Here is an 18,152-nt window from a genome sequence, read left to right as displayed (position 1 = left end):
CCATGACTTGGCTGGGCGACGCCGCCCGCCTGCGTCGGCGGCGCGTCCCCGCGGTCCTGATCACGCAGATCGGAGTCCGCGGGCACGCGCCCCGCGAGGCCGGCGCCAAGATGATCGCCACCGCCGACGACGTCTTCGGCACCATCGGCGGCGGCAACCTGGAGCTGACCGCGATCGACCGGGCGCGGGAAATGCTGCGCGAGAACGGCGTCGCGCCGACGACGCTCACGCTGCGACTGAACGACAAGGCCCGCAACGAACACGGGCGCCAGTGCTGTGGAGGTGAGGTCGTGGTGCTGTTCGAGCCCCTGCCCGTGGTCCCTGCGGTCGCGATCTTCGGCGTCGGCCACGTCGGTCTCGAACTCACGCGCATCCTGTCCCGGCACGACGTGGAGCTGTACCTGACCGACTCCCGACCCGAGCAGATCGAGGCCGCCCGCGCCCTCGAGCCCGGCGAGGCGACACTGCACCTGCGGCACTCGATGCTGCCCGAGGAGGTGCTCGAGGACCTCCCGCAGGGCGCGCACGTGCTGATCATGACCCACGACCACGCGGAGGACTTCAGCCTCTGCGACCAGGTCCTGCGCACCCCGGGTCTGGGGAGCGTCGGACTGATCGGCTCCGCGGCGAAGTGGAGCCGGTTCCGCGGCCTCCTCGCCGACGCCGGCCACAGCGCCGCGAGCATCGCGACCATTCAATCCCCCATCGGGCTGAGCACTCTCGGCGGCAAGAACCCGGCGACCATCGCCGTGAGCGTCGCCGCCGACCTCCTCTCCCGCTTCCCAGCATCCGTACAAGGAGACCCGACATGACCATCTATCGCGCACGCGTCCTGGACACCCCCGACGACCCGTTCACCGGCGGAGCCCTCCGCGCGGCGGACGACGCGGGACTGGCCGTCGAGGACGGCGTGATCGTCGACCGCGGCGACTTCCGCGCCGTCGCCGATCGTCGTCCGGGTGCGACGGTCGTGGATCTCCGCGACGGGGTGCTCCTCCCGGGCATGGTGGACACGCACGTGCACTACCCGCAGATCCGAGCCATCGGCGGACTGGGAATGCCGTTGCTGGACTGGCTGGATCAATGCGCCCTGCCCGAGGAGTGCAGGCTCGCGGACGTCGAGTACGCCCGCACCGTCGCCCGCGAATTCTTCACCGGTCTCACCGCTGCGGGTACCACCACCGCACTCGTGTTCGGCTCGCACTTCGCCGACGCCGTCGACGCCCTGTTCACCGAGGCCGACCGGGTGGGCGTGCGCGTCACGGCGGGCCTGGTCACCAGCGACCGCCATCTGCCGGAAGCCCTGCTGAGCACACCGGAACGTTCCTACGACGAGGGCCGCAAGCTCGCCGAACGCTGGCACGGGCACCGACGACTGCGGTACGCGGTCACGCCGCGCTTCTCGTACTCGACCTCGCCCGACATGCTCGAGAGCGGCGCCGCGCTGGCTGCGGACGTGCCGGGCCTCTGGTTCACCTCGCACATCAACGAGAACCCCGCGGAGATCGCGGCGGTCATCGACCAGTTCCCCGGTTCCGCGGACTATCTCGACACCTACCACCGGCACGGCCTGATCCACGAGCGCTCCGTCCTCGCACACAACGCCCATCCGACCGACGCCGAGTTGCGTCTGATGGCCTCGTCGGGAGCGTCCGTCGCGCACTGCCCGACCTCGAACTCCGCGCTCGCCAGCGGCTCCTTCCCCCTGCGCCGCCACCTCGAGCACGGCGTCACCGTGGCGCTGGGCACGGACGTGGGTGCGGGCAGCGGCTTCTCACTCTTCAAGGAAGGGTTGCAGGCCTACTACATGCAACAGCTGCTGCACACGGACGGCGTCCCCCTCACCGCCGCGCATCTGCTGCACCTGGCGACCCGCGCGGGCGCGACAGCGTTGGGCCTCGACGAAGTGGGCGACCTGTCCATCGGGAAGCAGTTCGACGCGGTGCTCGTACGCCCGACGCACGGTCACCCGCTGGACGTGGGCCTGCGCCACGCCGACAACGCCGAGAACGCGCTCGCGAAGATCTTCTCGCTCGCAACGCCCGCAGACGTCGCCCGCGTCTGGATCGGCGGCGACGAGATCGCCGCGTAGGTGCGCGACCGTCGCCTCCCCCTCACGAAATCCTTGTGCGGAGCGTAGGACCGTCGTAGACTCCACCATACGGAATTATTCTTCCATTCAGTCCAGACGGAGGTCCCATGCCCAGTCGCTCGCTCACCGACGACGCCCTGGCCGCGATCGAGCGTCGGCTGGCGGCCACCGACGAGCTCCTCGCCGCGGACTACCCGGGCGATGACGGCCGTCGGCAGCCGGTGCACACCGTCTACCTCCCCGCGGACCGGTTCACCCCGGCCACCGCGCAGGAATGGGGCGCGCAGGCCCTCGCCGCGGCGGACGCGGCGGGCGGCCTCGCGGAGGTGGCACGCACCGTGGGCCTGACCGATCCGGATCTCCCGGACCTGGTGCGCCGCAAGCTCACCGAGGAGCCGATCGAGGACCTGCGGCTGGACTTCGAGGACGGCTACGGCGATCGCGGGGACGAGGCGGAGGACTCCGATGTCGCGCACGCGGTCGAGGCGGTCGGCGCAGCGGTCCGCGACGGTTCCGCGCCGCCGTTCATCGGCATCCGGTTCAAGTGCCTGGAGGCCCCCGTCCGCGCCCGGGGCCTGCGTACGCTCGACCTGTTCATCAGCGGCCTCGCCGCCGCGGGCCCGCTGCCCGAGGGACTGACCATCACGCTGCCCAAGGTCACCACCGTCGGCCAGGTCGAGGCGATGGTCGACGCGAGCCGCGCCCTCGAGAGCGCGCTGGGGCTGGACGAGCGGCGGCTGCGCTTCGAGGTCCAGGTCGAGACGCCGCAGGTCATCCTCGGCGCCGACGGCACGGCGCCGGTCGCCTCGCTGCTGCACGCGGCGGACCGTCGGGTCACCTCGCTGCACTACGGCACCTACGACTACTCGGCCTCGCTCGGCATCGCGGCCCAGTACCAGTCGATGGAGCACCCGGCCGCCGACCACGCGAAGAACATCATGCAGCTGGCCGTCGCCGGCACGGGTGTGCACCTGTCGGACGGCTCGACGAACATCCTCCCGATCGGCGAGCCCGCCCACGTGGCCGACGCGTGGCGCCTGCACGCCCGGCTGGTCCGCCGACACCTCGAGCGCGGCATCTACCAGGGCTGGGACCTGCACCCGGCGCAGCTCGTCACGCGGTTCCTGGCCACCTACGCCTTCTACCGCGACGGCTTCCCCGCCGCGGCGCTCCGACTGCGGAACTACGTGCACCGCATCGACTCCGCGATCCTCGACGAGCCGGCCACGGCCCGCGCGCTCGCGTCCTTCATCCACCGCGGCGTGACCTGCGGCGCGGTCACCGCCGCCGAGGTTTCCGCCGCAGCCGAGGTCACCGTCGAGACGGTCCGCGACCTCGCCCTCAACCGCCCCCTCACCACCCAGCCCCAGGAGACCCGATGAGCTCGTCCGCACCCGTCTACTACTCGCCGCAGGGCGGCCACCCGCCGCAGACGGACCTGCTCACCGACCGCGCGATCGTCACCGAGGCCTACACCGTGATCCCGCGCGGCGTCATGCGCGACATCGTCACCTCGGTCTTCCCCGGCTGGACCAACACGCGCGCGTGGGTGCTCAACCGTCCGGTCGCCGGCGGCTCGACCACCTTCGCGCAGTCGATCGTCGAGGTCGGCCCGGGCGGCGGCTCCGACGCCCCCGAGCCGCAGCCCGAGGTGCAGAGCTTCCTGCTCCTGACCCAGGGCACGCTGCAGGTCACCATCGACGGTCAGGCGCACACCCTCACCGAGGGCGGGTACGCCTACATCCCCGCGGGCTCGCCGTGGTCGGTCGCCAACACCGCCGACGGCGCCGCCGTGTTCCAGTGGATCCGCAAGCGCTACGAGCCGCTGGCCGGCCACACCCCGCGCGTCGCGGTCGGCAACGAGCGCGACATCGAGCCCTCGCCGATGCCCGGCACCGACAACAAGTGGCGCACCACCCGCATCCTGGACCCGCAGGACCTCGCGTACGACATGCACTGCAACATCGTCACGTTCGAGCCGGGCGCGTCGATCCCGTTCGCCGAGACCCATGTGATGGAGCACGGCCTGTACGTCCTCGAGGGCAAGGCCGTCTACCGGCTCAACGGCGATTGGGTCGAGGTGCAGGAGGGCGATTACATGTCCCTGCGCGCCTTCTGCCCTCAGGCCTGCTACGCGGGCGGCCCGTCGAACTTCCGGTACCTGCTCTACAAGGACGTCAACCGCCAGATCATGCTCTGAGATCGCCGGAACGACGGTGCCGCCTCCCGGATTTTGGGAGGCGGCACCGTCGTTTCGTAGGGGCGGCCGATCGCTCGATCCTGCTTCGGTGTCGATGCGGGCCGTCAGAGCGAGAAGGGCCAGCCCGTCACGACCTTCGGCCGCGGCGGGGCGTAGGTCCGGACCTTGGAGGTCTTCAGTCCCATCCGCACGAGACCCTCGGCGATCGTGACGGCGGAGCGGACACCGTCGACGATGGGGACGCCGGTGGCGGCGGAGACCTTCTCCTCCAGCTCGGCCATGCCACCGCACCCGAGGCAGATCACCTCGGCGTGATCGCGCTCGACGGCCTCGCGGGCCTGGGCGACGATGGCCTCCACGGCGCGCTCGGGCTCGGACTCGAGTTCGAGCACCCCGAGGCCCGACGCCCGCACCGAGGCACAGCGCGCGTCGAGTCCGGCGAGCTTGAGCCGGTCCTCGATGAGCGGGACGGTGCGATCGAGAGTGGTGACGACGGAGTACTTGTGCCCCAGGTACATCGCGGTGGAGGCCGCCGCCTCGGTGATGTCCACGACGGGCACGTCGAGCAGTTCCTGCAGGCCCTCGCGGCCGTGCTCGCCGTATCCGGCCTGGATCACCGCGTCGTACGGCCCCTCGTAGCGCGTGATCGCGTCCATGACCGCGATAGCGGCGAGGTACGACTCGAAGTTGCCCTCGCAGGAGTCGGCTCCGAAACGCGGTGTGATACCGACGATCTCGGTGCCCGGCGACGCTGCCGATCGTGCGGACTCGGCGATCGCATCGGTCATGGACGCGGTGGTGTTGACGTTGGCGACGAGGATGCGCATGGCGAGTGCTCCTTAGTGCGTGCTGGGGACGGCGATCGGCTCGCCGGAGACGTCGACGAACGGTCCACGACGGTCGGCCACCACGAGGTAGACGACGGCGCCGAGACCGGCACCGATGAACCAGGAGTAGTTCGACACGACGTGGAAGGCGGGCACGAAGGCCATCAGCAGGGCCGCACCGGCGGTGGGGACGAGGGCGATCACCGCGCGCGGGTTCACGCCGCGCCGGTAGTAGTACGGCGCATCCGGAAGGTCGCAGTACAGGTCGGGCACGTTGACCTTCGACGTGCGGATGAGCCAGTAGTCGGCCATGACGATGCCGAACAGCGGGCCGAGCAGCGCCCCGAGCCCGCCGAGGAAGTAGGTGATGACAGCCGGCGAGTCGTACAGGTTCCACGGCAGGATGATCAGCCCGATGACGCCCGAGATGATCCCGGCCCGACGGAAGTTCAGATGCTTGGGGAACAGGTTGTTGAGGGCGTAGATCGGCGCGACGAAGTTCGCCATCAGGTTCACCGCGACGGTGAGCACGAGCAGCGCCAGGCAGGCGAGCACCAGCAGCAGGGTGTTGGGCACGGTCTGGACGATGTCGGCGGGCGACTCGATGACGCGGCCGTCGATCCGGAACTGCGCGCCCGCCAGCGTGATCACGATGGCACCGAAGAGGAGCATGTTGAGCGGGATGCCGAAGAAGTTGCCCCGCACGATCGACCGCTTGGAGGTCGCGTTGCGGGTGAAGTCGCAGAAGTTGAGGACGAAGGTCCCGTAGATGGCGACCCAGAGACTCGCGCCGCCGACGATCTGGAGCCACATCTCCACACCGGTCGTGGAATCGGGCGTGGTCCAGGCGATCGAGAAGTCGGCCTTGCCGAACATCCAGATCGCCAGTGCGGCCATCGTGATCAGGATGACGGGACCGGCGAAGGCCTCGTACTTGCGGATCATCTCCATGCCGTAACTGACGATCACCAGCTGCACGGCCCACAACACCAGGAAGGCGATCCAGCCGAGGGTGGACAGGCCGAGGAATCGGTTCTCGTCCAGCGTCGCGGCGCCGGGGATCACCGCGACGATCATGATCCGCAGTACGACCGACGCGAGGTAGGTCTGGATGCCGAACCAGGCGATCGCGACGACGCCACGGATCAGCGCCGGGATCTGTGCCCCGCGGATCCCGAACGAGATGCGACTCATCACCGGGAAGGGCACGCCCGTCTTCTCCCCCATGAACCCGGAGAGATTGAGCAGCAGGAACAGGAAGATCGCACCGAGGCCGAGGGCGACGAGGATCTGCCAGCCACCGAGGCCCAGGGCGAACAGGCCGATCGCGAAGGCGTAGTTGCCGAGGCTGTGCACGTCGTTCGCCCAGAGGGTGAAGATGTTGTAGCCGCCCCAGGTGCGCCCGGCGCGCTTCGTCGGTGCCAGATCCTGGTTGTAGAGGCCGGCGCTGAGCCGGTTCAGAGCGTCCACGTCCGGGACGCCGCCGACCGCGGCGTCACCGAGCCGGATCGGATTCGCCTCTGCTGCCGGTGCGACGCCGGTCGAGGGAATGTCTGTCATGCTGAGCCTTCGTTCCTCCGGGCTGACCGCGATCAGGAATGTTCCATCCTGCGGAAAGTGTGTTCCACACGTGCCGATAAGTAAGACCTATCTCAGCCACCCTGTCAAGAGCGATGTCGCATGTCGGAATATAGTGATCGCAACGCGGAACAGTCGTCTTGACGAGTGGCGCAGGTCACACCTACTCTTCTCGCAGTCACGGACACCGGATTCCGCCGCGGAACGATCGAAGGAGCCACCCCATGAGCACCGAGCCCACCGAGTACGACCTGGTGGTCCGCGGCCGCCGCATCGTCACCACCGCGGGAACCGTGGCGCGCGAGGTCGGCATCCGGGACGGCCGAGTCGCCGCCATCGAGCCGCTCGGCAACGCGCTGGCCGGCCGCGAGGTCATCGAGCTCACCGACGATCAGGTGATGATCCCCGGCCTCGTGGACACGCACGTCCACGTCAACGAGCCGGGACGCACCGAATGGGAGGGCTTCGAGTCCGCCACCAAGGCGGCCGCGGCGGGTGCCGTCACGACCCTGGTCGACATGCCGCTCAACTCGATCCCGCCCACCGTCGACCGCGACGCCCTGCGCCTCAAGCGCGAGGTGGCCGGCCCCAAGGCCTACATCGACGTCGGCTTCTGGGGCGGTGCCGTGCCGGGCAACAAGGATCAGCTGCGGGGCCTGCACGACGACGGCGTCTTCGGCTTCAAGTGCTTCCTGCTGCACTCGGGCGTCGACGAGTTCCCCGCGCTGACCGTGGACGAGATGCAGGAGGACATGGCGGAGCTCGCCACCTTCGATTCGCTGATGATCGTGCACGCCGAGGACGCCTGCTCGATCGAGCACGCCCCGGAACCGACCGGCGCCGACTACTCGGGCTTCCTCGCCTCGCGCCCCCGCGGCGCCGAGAACAAGGCGATCGCGGACGTCATCGAGCGTGCCCGCTGGACCGGCGCCCGCGCGCACGTCCTGCACCTGTCCTCGTCCGACGCGCTGCCGATGATCGCCTCCGCGCGACGCGACGGGGTCAAGCTCACCGTGGAGACCTGCCCGCACTACCTCACGCTGCTGGCCGAGGAGATCCCCGCCGGCGGCACCGCTTTCAAGTGCTGCCCGCCGATCCGTGAGGCGTCCAACCGCGAGCTGCTGTGGCAGGGCCTGCTCGACGGCACCATCGACTGCATCGTCTCGGACCACTCCCCCTCGACGATCGACCTCAAGGACGTGGAGAACGGCGATTTCGGCGTCGCGTGGGGCGGCGTCGCCTCATTGCAGCTCGGCCTGCAGCTGATCTGGACCGAGGCGCGCAAGCGCGGCATCTCCCTCGAGCAGGTCCTCGAATGGATGTCCGCCAATCCCGCCAAGCTCGCCGGGATGACCCGCAAGGGCCGCATCGCCCTCGGCTTCGACGCCGACTTCGCCGTCTTCGAGCCCGAAGCCGCCCAGGTCGTCGACGTGCACCGCCTGCACCACAAGAACGCCATCACCCCCTACGACGGTCGGGCGCTCGCCGGCGTCGTCGCCGGCACCTGGCTGCGCGGCGAGAAGATCGACTTCGCCACGCCGCACGGCCGCCTGCTCCGCCGCGGCGAGGCCTGAGCCCGGACTACGGACGGCTCGCCAGGATCCGGCTGAGGTAGTCCGGCGTCCCGTCGATGCGCTGCAGATGCGGGTAGCGCGGCCCGTCGTGGTAGTCGATCTCGACGGTGCGGGTCTGGTCGAAGTCCTTGACCTGGAGACGGATCGGCGCCGGGTTGGTCTTCGCCGCCTCGAGGGCGGTCTGCATCGTGGCCTGCGAGTACGCCGCGTCGTTGACCGCGAGCACCGTCATCCCCGTGCCGACCTTCGCCTTGAACGCCGGTCCGTCCCAGCGCACGTCGGTGACCTTGCCCGCTGCGGAGACGTTGAGCCCCAGGGAGTAGGTGTAGTTGGCCGCGCCCTGCGCCTCCTTCATCTGCGCGGCCAACAGAGCACCGGGGTTGCTGTCGTAGACCAGCTTCCAGCCGGTCTTCTCCACGCTCGACGCGAAGGGCTCGGTGCCGTCGAGGCGGTCGCGCAGGTACTTCGCCCAGTCGTCCGCGACGACGCCGTTGAGTGTCGAGACCACCTCGTCGAAGTCGTAGGTCTTCTGCTTCTCCCACTGCCCGTCGTCGACGCCGAAGAAGGCGCGGGCGAAGTCGTCGAGCGACTTGGTGTCGCCGGTCAGCTCCCGGATCCGCGCGTCCACGCCCAGCCAGACGAGCTGGCCGCCCTGGTAGTAGTCCTCGCTGAGCTGCCACGACCGGTACGGCTTGGTGCGGCGCTGCGCGATGATCGGATCGTTGGTGGTGTCCTGCAGGCTGCGCCAGGACAGGCCCGGCCGGCCGTCGGTGTAGGTGGCGACCACCGAGGCCAGCGCGTCCCGGGATACCTCGGGCGAGCGGAGTCCCGCACGTCCGGTGAGAACGTTGCCCCAGTACTGGGTCTGGCCCTCGTAGACCCACATCAGACTGTCCTGCATGGGGGTGTTGAAATTCGGAGTCCACAGGTCGGCGGGTCGCCGGAACTTGCCGTTCCACGAGTGGGTGTACTCGTGACCGAGCAGATCGTCACTGCCCAGCTCCGGGTTCCATCCGGTGAAGTAGTCGGTGGGCTGGCCGTTCTCACTCGATCGCTGATGCTCGAGCCCGTTGGAGCTGAGCTGGTCCGAGAGCGAGAGCAGGAAGTCGTAGCGGTTGTAGTGCTGCGATCCGTACAGCTTGAGCGCCTGCTGCACGAGCGCCCGATGCTGCTCGATGTGCTCGGGCTTCGCGTCGAGTTGCTCCGGGGCATCGGCGAAGACCTGCAGCCGCACCGGGACCTTCGCCCCCGGTGCCAGGTCGAACTCCCGGTGGAACCGGCCGGCGTAGACGGGCGAATCGACCAGGACGTCGAGGGGAACGGTCTTGTAGTCGACGGTGTCCCCCTCGCGCCGATCGACGTCGAGTGCGGTTCCGGCGTCGAATCCCGGCGGGTAGGTGACGCTCGCACGGAACGGGATGTCGGCGGCGGGCTTACCTTCGGGGTAGAGCAGCACGGCGTTCCACTGCAGGTTCAGCATGGACGGCGTCATCACCACCCGGCCCTGCGTGCTGTCCGTCGGGGTCAGGTACTGGAAGGCGGCGTCGAGCGAGGTGACCCCGTCGGGCACCGAGACCGTGAGCTTGTAGACGTCGAGCGGATCGCGCTTCCACTGCAGCTTCTTCCCGTTCCCCGAGAAGGTGATACCGGCGATCTTGTCGATCGGGCCGGACGGCGAGTGATTGCCCGGAAGCCACTGCGGGAAGAGCAGAGTCGTCTCGCCCGGGCTGACGGGGATCGTCTGCTTCACACCGATGATCCGCTGCGGAAGGTTCGTCACGTCGACCGCCACCGAGATCGGCTGCTGTTCCCCCGCGCCCCCTTCCGTGCGGTCGGGCGAGCCGCAGGCGAACAGCCCCGCCAGAAGGACGATCACGATGCTGACGGCACTGAGGCCTCGACTCCTGGACACCGGCACTCCCGACTTCCGCAGACAATTTTGTTGATCCTACAAAAGAGATCCGTTCCTCGCTGCGCGAAAACCGACGGGATCCTCTCCGGGCACGGGTTTCTCGACAATCGTCCACGAACGTACGGTCTCGGCGTACTGTGCCGTCGTACTGCTTCACCGCCGGGGGCGGGGAAACGGACTGGATTCACGTATGCCGTCGGGCCGAGAGGCACCGACAGGGGTGCCGCGGCCCCTGCGACCGGGAAACGGCGCTCCGCCGATCTCTGCGCGTAATCTGCGAACCGCCACGATCATCATGGGGATCCTGGCTGTCGCCTTCATCGGCGCGGCTGTCATCGATCTACCGAAGAGCACGCGAGCCTACCTCGGTCCGCCGACCTGTGGCTTCGTCGCCATGCAGCCGGCGGACCTGTGCCGGTACGAGGAACCGAGCCTGTCCCGTCGGTCGCGCGGACGCAACGAGTACCGGGAAACCTTGTTGCCTGGCGGATCCATCCCGCGGGACGCTGCGGCGACAACGCGAGACGTCAGCATCTCGGACTACAACGAGATGCGCGACATCCGCCGCCGCGAAGTCCGGAAGAACCTCATCGGCCTACTCATCGCGAGGTCACTCCTCCGGCGCGGGGTCGCACGGCTCCGCGCGGCGCGCGGCGTCGCACCGGCAGCGGGTCGTTAGAGCGTGCCCTTGGTCGACGGGACGCCGGTGACGCGCGGGTCGGGCTCGACGGCGGCGCGCAGCGCGCGGGCGACGGCCTTGAACTCCGCCTCGGTGATGTGGTGCGGATCGCGGCCGTAGAGCACGCGGACGTGCAGCGCGATCCGGGCGTTCATGGCGAGCGACTCGAAGACGTGCCGGTTGATCACCGTCGAGTACGGAACGCCGGGGTAGCCGCCGATCACCGAGCTCACCAGGTAGTCGGGCTCGCCGGTGTGCACCGCGTACGGCCGGCCGGAGACGTCCACCGAGGCGTGCGCGAGCGTCTCGTCCATCGGGATGAAGCAGTCGCCGAACCGGCGGATGCCCTTCTTGTCCCCCAGCGCCTCCGCGAAGGCCTGGCCGAGCACGATGGCGGTGTCCTCGACCGTGTGGTGCGCATCGATCTCGATGTCGCCCTTCGCCTGCACGGTCAGATCGAAGCTGCCGTGCTGCCCGAAGGCGGTGAGCATGTGGTCGAAGAACGGCACCCCCGTGGAGATCTCGGTGCGGCCGGTGCCGTCGAGGTTCAGCTCGACGACGATGGACGACTCCCGGGTCGTGCGCTCGATGCGGGCGATGCGATCGGTCATGAGCGGTCTCCGTCGTTCGTCGGTGCCAGCTTCGCGCTGATCGCGAGGAAGGCGTCGTTCTCGTGGTCCAGGCCCACCGTCACGCGCAGGTGCCCCGGGATGTGCATGTCGCGCACCAGGACTCCCCCGTCGAGGTAGGTGCGCCAGGCGGCGGCCTCGTCGGCGAACCCGCCGAAGAGAATGAAGTTGGCGTGCGATTCGATGACGTCGTAGCCCAGATCGCGCAGCCGCCCGGCGATCCGGTCGCGCTCGGCCGAGAGGTGCGCGACCGAGGCGAGGGTCTCCGCACGGTGATCGATCGCGGCGATCGCCGCGGCCTGGGTGAACACCGACAGGTGGTACGGCAGGCGCACCAGCTGGATCGCGTCCACGATCGCCGGCGCGGCGACCAGGTACCCCACGCGGCCGCCCGCGAACGCGAAGGCCTTGCTCATGGTGCGGCTCACGATGAGCTTGCCGCCGAACCGGTCCATTAACCGCACCGCGGACGGCCCGGCGCTGAACTCGCCGTACGCCTCGTCGACGATGACGATGCCGGGCGCCGCCTCGATGAGCCGGATCAGATCGTCCTCGGCGATGAGATGGCCCGTGGGGTTGTTCGGGTTCGTCAGGAACAGCACGTCGGGCCGGAGCTCGTCGATCGCGCCGACCGCGTAGTCGATGTCGAGGGCGAAGTCCTCCGTGCGCTTGCCCGCGATCCAGTGCGTATCGGTGCCGTCCGAGATGATCGGGTGCATCGAGTAGCTGGGGACGAACCCCATCGCGGTGCGCCCCGGACCGCCGAAGACCTGCAGCACCTGCTGCAGGATCTCGTTGGAGCCGTTGGCCGCCCATAGGTTCTGCGGTCCCACGACGGTGCCCGTCCGCTCCGTCACGTACTCCGCGAGGCGGTTGCGCAGCGCGGCGAGGTCGCGATCCGGGTACCGGTTCATCGCGGCGGCCGCCTCGCCGACGGCCTTGGCGATGTCGGCGACCAGCGCCGGGCTCGGCGGGTGCGGGTTCTCGTTGGTGTTCATCGCGGCCGCCACCGGGAGCTGAGGCGCACCGTAGGGCTCCTTGCCCCGCAACGTGTCCCGGATGGGGAGCTGCTCGAGGCTCACCGCCTCGCCGGGGAGCGGGTTCACGCGCGACCCCCCTCGAGCGATTCGAACCGCAGCCGCACGGCCTCGCCGTGCGCCGGCAGATCCTCGGAGTTCGCGAGCGTGATGACGGTGCCCGCGATGTCCTTGAGCGCCGCCTCGTCGTACTCGACGACGTGCACGCCGCGCAGGAAGGTCTGCACCGACAGGCCCGAGCTGTGGCGGGCACAGCCGGCGGTGGGCAGCACGTGGTTGCTGCCGGCCGCGTAATCGCCGAGGCTGACCGGCGAATGCGGGCCGACGAAGATCGCCCCCGCCGCGCGGACGCGACCCGCGACCTCCCGCGGCTGCGCGGTCTGGATCTCGAGGTGCTCCGCGGCGTAGGCGTTGACCACGGCGAGTCCCTCGTCGATGTCGTCGACGAGGACGGTGCCGGACTGCGGCCCGCGCAGGGCGGTGTCGACCCGCTCGCGGTGCCGGGTGACCTCCAGCTGGGCCGTCAGCGCTGCGTCGACCCGGTCCGCGAGATCCGCCGACGTGGTGACCAGCACCGACGCCGCCATGACGTCGTGCTCCGCCTGGCTGATGAGATCGGCCGCGACGTGCACCGGGTCGGCGGTGTGATCGGCCAGGATCGCGATCTCGGTGGGCCCGGCCTCCGCGTCGATGCCGACGAGGCCGCGGCACAGCCGCTTCGCGGCGGTGACGTAGATGTTGCCGGGGCCGGTGATGAGGTCGACGGGGGCCAGCTCGGCACCGTCGAGATCGGTACCGCCGTGCGCGGCGAGGGCGATGCCCTGCGCGCCGCCGGTCGCCCAGACCTCGTCGACGCCGAGCAGCGCGCATGCGGCGAGGATCGTCGGGTGCGGCAGGCCGTCGAAATCCTTCTGGGCGGGCGAGAGGACGACCAGGGAGCCGACACCGGCGATCTGTGCCGGGACCACGTTCATCACCACGGAGGACGGGTAGACGGCGTTGCCGCCGGGAACGTAGAGACCCACCCGGTCCACCGGGATCCAGCGCTCGGTGACGGTGCCCCCGGGGACCACTTCGGTGACGGTGTCGGTCCGCCGCTGATCGGCGTGCACCGTGCGAACGCGGTCGATCGCGGTCTGCAGGGCCTCGCGGATCGCGGGATCGAGCTCCGCGAGCGAGCGCTCCAGCGCCGCTGCGGGAACCCGGACGGTGGGCGGGCGCACGCCGTCGAACTTCTCCCCGAACTCCAGGGCCGCCTCCGCGCCGCGCTCCGCCACCGCGTCCACGATCGGGCGCACCCGAGGCACCACCGCGTCGACGTCGACCCCGCCGCGCGGCAGGGCCCCGCGCAGCTCGGTGAGCGACGGGCGACGCCCCCGCAGGTCGAGACGGCTCAGCTGCAGTTCAGACATGCCCCCATTCTATGGGTCCGGTGCCACCGGGTTTCCGGCCAGGGCATCGGCCACCTCCGCAGTCGAGAGGACCTGGACACCGATCATCCGGAGGTCGTCCAACCGCTGCTCGGTCGCCTGGGACGTCGCATCGGCGACGACGGCCGCGCGGTAGTCCCGCTCGGAGGCGTCGAACAGGGTCGCCCGCGGGCAGTTGGGCAGATTGCACCCCGCCACGACCACCGTGTCGACGCCGAGTGCGCGCAGGTGTTCGTCGAGCCGGGTCCGGTGGAACGCCGACCACCGCGGCTTGAAGAGCACCGCCTCCGCTGCGCCCACCTCCTGCAGTGCGCCCGACAGCAGGAGCTCGTGATCGAGTGGGGCGTCGAGGAGCATCGGGGGAATCCCGGCACCCGCGCTCCCGGGTGCCGCGATCCGCGCGCCCGCCTCCACGGCGGACCGTCGGACGGGATCGACGTCGGAGCCACCGGGCACGTACAGGCGGATCACGTGCACGACGGGGCGACCCGCCGCGCGGAAGGCGGCGGCCAGTCGTGCCATCGCCGGCACCGACTCCGCGGTGCCCGGGATCGGCGCGGCGCCGGAGACGAAGTCGTTCTGCACGTCGATGAGGACGAGCGCGGACCGATCCCAGTGGGGCGCCGTGTAGTCGGGCGCCGATGTGGAGGCCGTCACAGGCCCATCGTGCCCTACGCCTACTGCTCCCGACCACACCTGACGGTCCGGTAAGTTATCCGCCATGGGTGAGACCAACCACGGCGACCAGGGCCTCCTGTACTGGCTGATCAAGCACGTTTCGGTGGGACCGACGATCCGGGTGGTCAACCGCCCCACCGTCGAGGGGCTCGAGAACATCCCGGCCGAGGGTCCGGCTCTGCTCGCCGGTAACCACCTCTCGATCGCGGACTGGCTGTTCGTTCCGCTGGTGGTGCCGCGCCGCATCTCCTACCTCGCCAAGAGCGACTACTTCACCGCGCCGGGCATCTCCGGCAAGCTGCAGAAGTTCTTCTACACCCAGACCGGGCAGGTCCCGATCGACCGCAGCGGCGGCGACGCCGCGACCGCCGCGCTCACCACCGCGAAGAAGCTGCTCGACGAGGGACGGCTCGTCGGGATGTACCCGGAAGGCACCCGCTCCCCCGACGGCCGCCTGTACCGCGGGCGCACGGGCCTCGTGCGGATCGCGTTCGAGGCGAACGTGCCGATCATCCCCGTGGGCGTCATCGGCACCGACAAGGTCTCGCCCCCCGGCCCCTTCAGCTGGCACGCCGAGCGCGTGCAGGTGAAGTTCGCCAAGCCGATCGAGCCGATCGAGTACGACATCCCCTCCGACCCCGACGAGCGGCACGCGCTCGAGCGGTCCGTCACGGATCGTCTGATGCAGGAGATCCAGGCGCTCACCGGCCAGGAGTACGTCGATGAGTACGCCAAGAAGTGGCGCCCGGGTTCCTGACCGGGCGCAGCGCGCCCGCGATCTCGCCGTCCTGCGGCGCGTCCGCGACCGGATCGACCGCGAGTTCGCGCAGCCGCTGAACGTCGAGGAGCTGGCGCGCGGCGCACACATGTCGGCAGGACACCTCAGTCGCGAGTTCCGGCGCGTCTACGGCGAATCGCCCTACTCGTACCTGATGACCCGGCGGATCGAGCGCGCCATGATGCTGCTGCGCCGCGGTGACGTCTCGGTGACCGACGCGTGCTTCGCGGTGGGGAGCTCCTCACTCGGCACCTTCAGCACCCGCTTCACCGAGCTCGTCGGTGTGCCGCCGAGCGTCTACAAGCGCGACCACCGCGCCGCCGCCGAGGGCATCCCCGCGTGCCTCGCGCGCCAGGTGATGCGACCGGTCAGGAATCGAGAAGCGCCGCCGTCCGCACCGCAATAACGTGAGCGGCATGGACATCACGATCTCCCTCGCCTATCTGCCCCACACCGACGCCGAGGCGGCGCTCGGCTTCTACCGGGACATCCTCGGGTTCGAGGTCCGCAAGGACGTCGGCTACCAGGACATGCGCTGGCTCACGGTGGGCCCCGTCGGGCAGCCGCAGACCTCGATCCTGCTGCACCCGCCCGCGATGGACCCGGGTCTGACCGAGGGCGAGAAGGCCACCGTGCTCGACATCATCGCCAAGGGCGCCTACACGGCGATCACGCTCTCGACCGACGATCTGGACGGTCTGTTCGAGCGCGTCGCCGGTGCAGGCGCCGACGTGGTGCAGGAACCGATGGATCAGGATTACGGCGTGCGCGACTGCGCCTTCCGCGATCCCGCGGGCAACCTGATCCGGGTCAATCAGCTCTAGGACCCGGCGGTGGCCGGCGCCTCGAGGGTCGCGGTGTCGATCACGAAGCGGTACCGGACGTCCGAGGCGATCACGCGCTCGTAGGCCTCGTTGATCTGATCCGCCGAGATCAGTTCGATCTCGGAGCCGATGCCGTGCTCGGCGCAGAAGTCGAGCATCTCCTGGGTCTGCGCGATGCCGCCGATCATCGAGCCGGCGAAGCTGCGCCGGTTGCGGGTCAGGTCGAAGACGTTGACGGGCACGGGGTGCTCGGGCAGGCCGACCTCGACGAGGGTGCCGTCGACGGCGAGCATGCCGAAGTACTGGTGCATGTCGAGATTCGCGGAGACGGTGTTGATGATGACGTCGAACTGATTGCGCAGCACCTTGAAGGTGTCCGGGTCAGAGGTCGCGTAGTAGTGCGCGGCGCCCAGGCGCAGGCCGTCCTCCATCTTTTTGAGCGACTGGCTGAGCACCGTCACCTCGGCGCCCATGGCGGCGGCGAGCTTGACGCCCATGTGACCGAGACCGCCGAGGCCGATGATCGCGACCTTGGTGCCCGGTCCCACGTTCCAGTGGCGCAGCGGGCTGAACAGCGTGATGCCGGCGCACAGCAGCGGCGCGGCGGCCGCGTAGTCGATACTCTCCGGCACGCGCAGCACGTAGTTCTCATCGACGACGATGCCGGTCGAGTAGCCGCCCTGGGTGGGCTGTCCGTCGCGACCCTTGGCGTTGTAGGTGCCGACCATCCCGCGCTCGCAGTACTGCTCCTCGCCGCGCACGCAGGCGGCGCACTCCCGGCAGGAGTCGACGAAGCAACCGACGCCGACGCGGTCGCCGACGGCGAACTTCGTGACCTCGGAACCGATCGCCGTCACCTCACCGGCGATCTCGTGACCGGGGACCACCGGGTAGCGGGCGGGGCCCCACTCGCTGCGCACGGTGTGGATGTCGCTGTGGCAGATACCCGCGTAGCGGACGGCGATCTGGACGTCGTGCGGGCCCGGGTCGCGGCGCTCGACGGTCATCGGTGTGAGCGGTTCGGTGGCGGAGGTGGCCCCATATGCGTTGACGATCATGCTTCCCATTGTGCGCCCGGAGTCGTTGCCCACGCTCACCGCCTCCGCGGTCTGCCGGTGACTCGTCCATCACATCGTCTTGCAATCGAGAAACTTCGCTGGTTGCGCCCTAGAATCACCGCATGTCGATGCCGTCACACCACGCCGCCGACGGTGCCGCGGGGGCCGCGCCTCCCGCGACTCCCGCGGCTCCAGCGAAGAAGTGGTGGGCGGGTCGCGCCAACACGCGTCGGATCCGCACCGGCTCGATGCTCGTCGTGGGCGTCGCGGCCGGCATCGCCACCGGATTCCTCGACGTGTGGCGGCATGCTCCCGCGGTCGGTTGGGCGTTCGCCGCTGGCATCTACGACCTCTGGATCTGGACGATGACCTCGAAGATGGATGCCGCGGAGACCGCGCTGCACGCCACCGAGCAGGATCCGCGGAAGAGCCAGACGAACTTCCTGACCACGATGGCCGCGCTCATCAGTCTGGCCGCGGTCGGTGTGGTCATGGTCGACGCGCACACCGCGCCGTCCAGCGCCCGCCTCGGCCTGGCGGCGCTCGCACTGGGGACCGTCGCGCTCTCGTGGATGATGATCCACCTGCTGTACATGCAGCGGTACGCCGACATCTACTACACGGACAACCCGCCGGGCGGCATCGACTTCAACCAGGAGGCGCCGCCGCGGTACACCGATTTCGCCTACGTCGCCCTGACCTTCGGGACCGTCTACGCCGTCTCGGACACGGTGATCACGTCGAGTGAGATGCGTAACGCGACCCTGCGCCACACGCTGTTGTCGTTCATCTTCGCGAACGGCATCCTGGCCAGCACGATCAACCTGGTGGTCGCACTCGCCAACGCCGAATGACC

General features: G+C 69.5%; 18 protein-coding genes. 10 read left to right on the top strand and 8 right to left on the bottom strand.

The genetic code is table 11. The features are described from left to right. Positions 1-2: 2 nt before the first annotated feature. The 4 genes from xdhC to BLQ62_RS11300 all read left to right on the top strand — a co-directional run bounded on the left by xdhC (position 3) and on the right by BLQ62_RS11300 (position 4,292). Positions 3-812 carry a xanthine dehydrogenase accessory protein XdhC gene (gene xdhC, locus BLQ62_RS11315; protein WP_068565405.1) on the top strand — a complete coding sequence of 270 codons (810 nt, stop codon included), beginning with the start codon at positions 3-5 and terminating at the stop codon, positions 810-812. Next, positions 809-2,092, top strand: coding sequence for a guanine deaminase (guaD, locus tag BLQ62_RS11310; RefSeq protein ID WP_068565407.1), 1,284 nt, complete (start codon positions 809-811; stop codon positions 2,090-2,092). Before xdhC ends, guaD begins: the two co-directional genes overlap by 4 nt. A gap of 107 nt (positions 2,093-2,199) precedes the next feature. Continuing rightward, the gene (locus tag BLQ62_RS11305) at positions 2,200-3,474 is read left to right on the top strand and encodes a DUF6986 family protein (RefSeq protein WP_068565408.1); all 1,275 of its coding nucleotides are present in this window, start codon (positions 2,200-2,202) and stop codon (positions 3,472-3,474) included. Continuing rightward, a complete protein-coding gene (locus BLQ62_RS11300) occupies positions 3,471-4,292 on the top strand; it encodes a bifunctional allantoicase/(S)-ureidoglycine aminohydrolase (RefSeq protein ID WP_068534764.1) in 822 nt (273 codons plus the stop codon). The genes BLQ62_RS11305 and BLQ62_RS11300 overlap by 4 nt, the downstream gene beginning before the upstream one ends. Positions 4,293-4,396: 104 nt before the next feature. Here the strand turns inward: BLQ62_RS11300 and BLQ62_RS11295 are convergent, their stop codons facing one another. Both BLQ62_RS11295 and BLQ62_RS11290 read right to left on the bottom strand, forming a co-directional pair. Further along, positions 4,397-5,119, bottom strand: a complete 723-nt coding sequence (locus tag BLQ62_RS11295; RefSeq protein ID WP_068534767.1) for an aspartate/glutamate racemase family protein — start codon at positions 5,117-5,119, stop codon at positions 4,397-4,399. A 12-nt stretch (positions 5,120-5,131) separates the two neighbouring features. Further along, on the bottom strand, positions 5,132-6,679 hold the full coding sequence (locus BLQ62_RS11290; protein ID WP_068534770.1) for an NCS1 family nucleobase:cation symporter-1: 1,548 nt from the start codon (positions 6,677-6,679) through the stop codon (positions 5,132-5,134). A 242-nt stretch (positions 6,680-6,921) separates the two neighbouring features. Between BLQ62_RS11290 and allB the strand changes: the two genes are divergently transcribed. Next, the gene (allB, locus tag BLQ62_RS11285) at positions 6,922-8,271 is read left to right on the top strand and encodes an allantoinase AllB (protein WP_068534775.1); all 1,350 of its coding nucleotides are present in this window, start codon (positions 6,922-6,924) and stop codon (positions 8,269-8,271) included. 7 nt (positions 8,272-8,278) lie between these two features. On the opposite strand, the gene BLQ62_RS11280 is transcribed toward allB, so the two are convergent. Further along, entirely contained in the window at positions 8,279-10,147 is a 1,869-nt protein-coding gene (locus tag BLQ62_RS11280; RefSeq protein WP_231857589.1) for a M61 family metallopeptidase, read from the bottom strand. A 331-nt stretch (positions 10,148-10,478) separates the two neighbouring features. On the opposite strand from BLQ62_RS11280, the gene BLQ62_RS11275 reads away from it, so the two are divergent. Then, the gene (locus BLQ62_RS11275) at positions 10,479-10,862 is read left to right on the top strand and encodes a hypothetical protein (protein ID WP_068565413.1); all 384 of its coding nucleotides are present in this window, start codon (positions 10,479-10,481) and stop codon (positions 10,860-10,862) included. On the opposite strand, the gene hisB is transcribed toward BLQ62_RS11275, so the two are convergent. The 4 genes from hisB to BLQ62_RS11255 are packed head-to-tail and all read right to left on the bottom strand — an operon-like array spanning position 10,859 to position 14,615. Next, positions 10,859-11,473 carry an imidazoleglycerol-phosphate dehydratase HisB gene (hisB, locus tag BLQ62_RS11270; protein ID WP_068565414.1) on the bottom strand — a complete coding sequence of 205 codons (615 nt, stop codon included), beginning with the start codon at positions 11,471-11,473 and terminating at the stop codon, positions 10,859-10,861. The genes BLQ62_RS11275 and hisB overlap by 4 nt on opposite strands. After that, positions 11,470-12,597 carry a histidinol-phosphate transaminase gene (locus BLQ62_RS11265; RefSeq protein ID WP_068565415.1) on the bottom strand — a complete coding sequence of 376 codons (1,128 nt, stop codon included), beginning with the start codon at positions 12,595-12,597 and terminating at the stop codon, positions 11,470-11,472. Before BLQ62_RS11265 ends, hisB begins: the two co-directional genes overlap by 4 nt. Beyond that, positions 12,594-13,940: a histidinol dehydrogenase gene (gene hisD, locus BLQ62_RS11260; RefSeq protein WP_068565416.1), complete on the bottom strand. Its 1,347-nt coding sequence runs from the start codon at positions 13,938-13,940 to the stop codon at positions 12,594-12,596. The genes BLQ62_RS11265 and hisD overlap by 4 nt, the downstream gene beginning before the upstream one ends. A 9-nt stretch (positions 13,941-13,949) precedes the next feature. After that, a complete protein-coding gene (locus BLQ62_RS11255; RefSeq protein WP_068565417.1) occupies positions 13,950-14,615 on the bottom strand; it encodes a cysteine hydrolase family protein in 666 nt (221 codons plus the stop codon). A gap of 64 nt (positions 14,616-14,679) precedes the next feature. On the opposite strand from BLQ62_RS11255, the gene BLQ62_RS11250 reads away from it, so the two are divergent. From BLQ62_RS11250 to BLQ62_RS11240, 3 genes are read left to right on the top strand one after another with little or no spacing between them, the layout of a single operon-like run. Continuing rightward, the gene (locus BLQ62_RS11250; protein WP_068534796.1) at positions 14,680-15,393 is read left to right on the top strand and encodes a lysophospholipid acyltransferase family protein; all 714 of its coding nucleotides are present in this window, start codon (positions 14,680-14,682) and stop codon (positions 15,391-15,393) included. After that, positions 15,359-15,820, top strand: a complete 462-nt coding sequence (locus tag BLQ62_RS11245; RefSeq protein WP_068565423.1) for a helix-turn-helix transcriptional regulator — start codon at positions 15,359-15,361, stop codon at positions 15,818-15,820. Before BLQ62_RS11250 ends, BLQ62_RS11245 begins: the two co-directional genes overlap by 35 nt. A gap of 10 nt (positions 15,821-15,830) precedes the next feature. Next, positions 15,831-16,238, top strand: a complete 408-nt coding sequence (locus tag BLQ62_RS11240) for a VOC family protein (protein WP_068535861.1) — start codon at positions 15,831-15,833, stop codon at positions 16,236-16,238. Here BLQ62_RS11240 and BLQ62_RS11235 read toward each other — a convergent pair. Continuing rightward, positions 16,235-17,305, bottom strand: a complete 1,071-nt coding sequence (locus BLQ62_RS11235) for an NAD(P)-dependent alcohol dehydrogenase (RefSeq protein WP_082756425.1) — start codon at positions 17,303-17,305, stop codon at positions 16,235-16,237. The two genes, BLQ62_RS11240 and BLQ62_RS11235, sit on opposite strands and share 4 nt — an antisense overlap. Positions 17,306-17,418: 113 nt before the next feature. Between BLQ62_RS11235 and BLQ62_RS11230 the strand changes: the two genes are divergently transcribed. Further along, complete coding sequence (locus BLQ62_RS11230; RefSeq protein ID WP_197467286.1) at positions 17,419-18,150, top strand: DUF1345 domain-containing protein; 732 nt, start codon at positions 17,419-17,421, stop codon at positions 18,148-18,150. The last annotated feature ends 2 nt before the right edge of the window (positions 18,151-18,152 follow it).

The organism is Tsukamurella pulmonis (assembly GCF_900103175.1).
Taxonomy (GTDB): domain Bacteria; phylum Actinomycetota; class Actinomycetes; order Mycobacteriales; family Mycobacteriaceae; genus Tsukamurella; species Tsukamurella pulmonis.
The sequence above is the reverse complement of the archived record's forward strand: the minus strand, read 5'-3'. Positions and strand labels throughout refer to the sequence as shown.

Bases quoted from the DNA above. Each gene is read 5' to 3' on its own strand.
- xdhC (WP_068565405.1), top strand. From the start codon at position 3: ATGACTTGGCTGGGCGACGCCGCCCGCCTGCGTCGGCGGCGCGTCCCC.
- guaD (WP_068565407.1), top strand. From the start codon at position 809: ATGACCATCTATCGCGCACGCGTCCTGGACACCCCCGACGACCCGTTC.
- BLQ62_RS11305 (WP_068565408.1), top strand. From the start codon at position 2,200: ATGCCCAGTCGCTCGCTCACCGACGACGCCCTGGCCGCGATCGAGCGT.
- BLQ62_RS11300 (WP_068534764.1), top strand. From the start codon at position 3,471: ATGAGCTCGTCCGCACCCGTCTACTACTCGCCGCAGGGCGGCCACCCG.
- BLQ62_RS11295 (WP_068534767.1), bottom strand. From the start codon at position 5,119: ATGCGCATCCTCGTCGCCAACGTCAACACCACCGCGTCCATGACCGAT.
- BLQ62_RS11290 (WP_068534770.1), bottom strand. From the start codon at position 6,679: ATGACAGACATTCCCTCGACCGGCGTCGCACCGGCAGCAGAGGCGAAT.
- allB (WP_068534775.1), top strand. From the start codon at position 6,922: ATGAGCACCGAGCCCACCGAGTACGACCTGGTGGTCCGCGGCCGCCGC.
- BLQ62_RS11275 (WP_068565413.1), top strand. From the start codon at position 10,479: ATGGGGATCCTGGCTGTCGCCTTCATCGGCGCGGCTGTCATCGATCTA.
- hisB (WP_068565414.1), bottom strand. From the start codon at position 11,473: ATGACCGATCGCATCGCCCGCATCGAGCGCACGACCCGGGAGTCGTCC.
- hisD (WP_068565416.1), bottom strand. From the start codon at position 13,940: ATGTCTGAACTGCAGCTGAGCCGTCTCGACCTGCGGGGGCGTCGCCCG.
- BLQ62_RS11250 (WP_068534796.1), top strand. From the start codon at position 14,680: ATGGGTGAGACCAACCACGGCGACCAGGGCCTCCTGTACTGGCTGATC.
- BLQ62_RS11245 (WP_068565423.1), top strand. From the start codon at position 15,359: ATGAGTACGCCAAGAAGTGGCGCCCGGGTTCCTGACCGGGCGCAGCGC.
- BLQ62_RS11240 (WP_068535861.1), top strand. From the start codon at position 15,831: ATGGACATCACGATCTCCCTCGCCTATCTGCCCCACACCGACGCCGAG.
- BLQ62_RS11235 (WP_082756425.1), bottom strand. From the start codon at position 17,305: ATGGGAAGCATGATCGTCAACGCATATGGGGCCACCTCCGCCACCGAA.
- BLQ62_RS11230 (WP_197467286.1), top strand. From the start codon at position 17,419: ATGTCGATGCCGTCACACCACGCCGCCGACGGTGCCGCGGGGGCCGCG.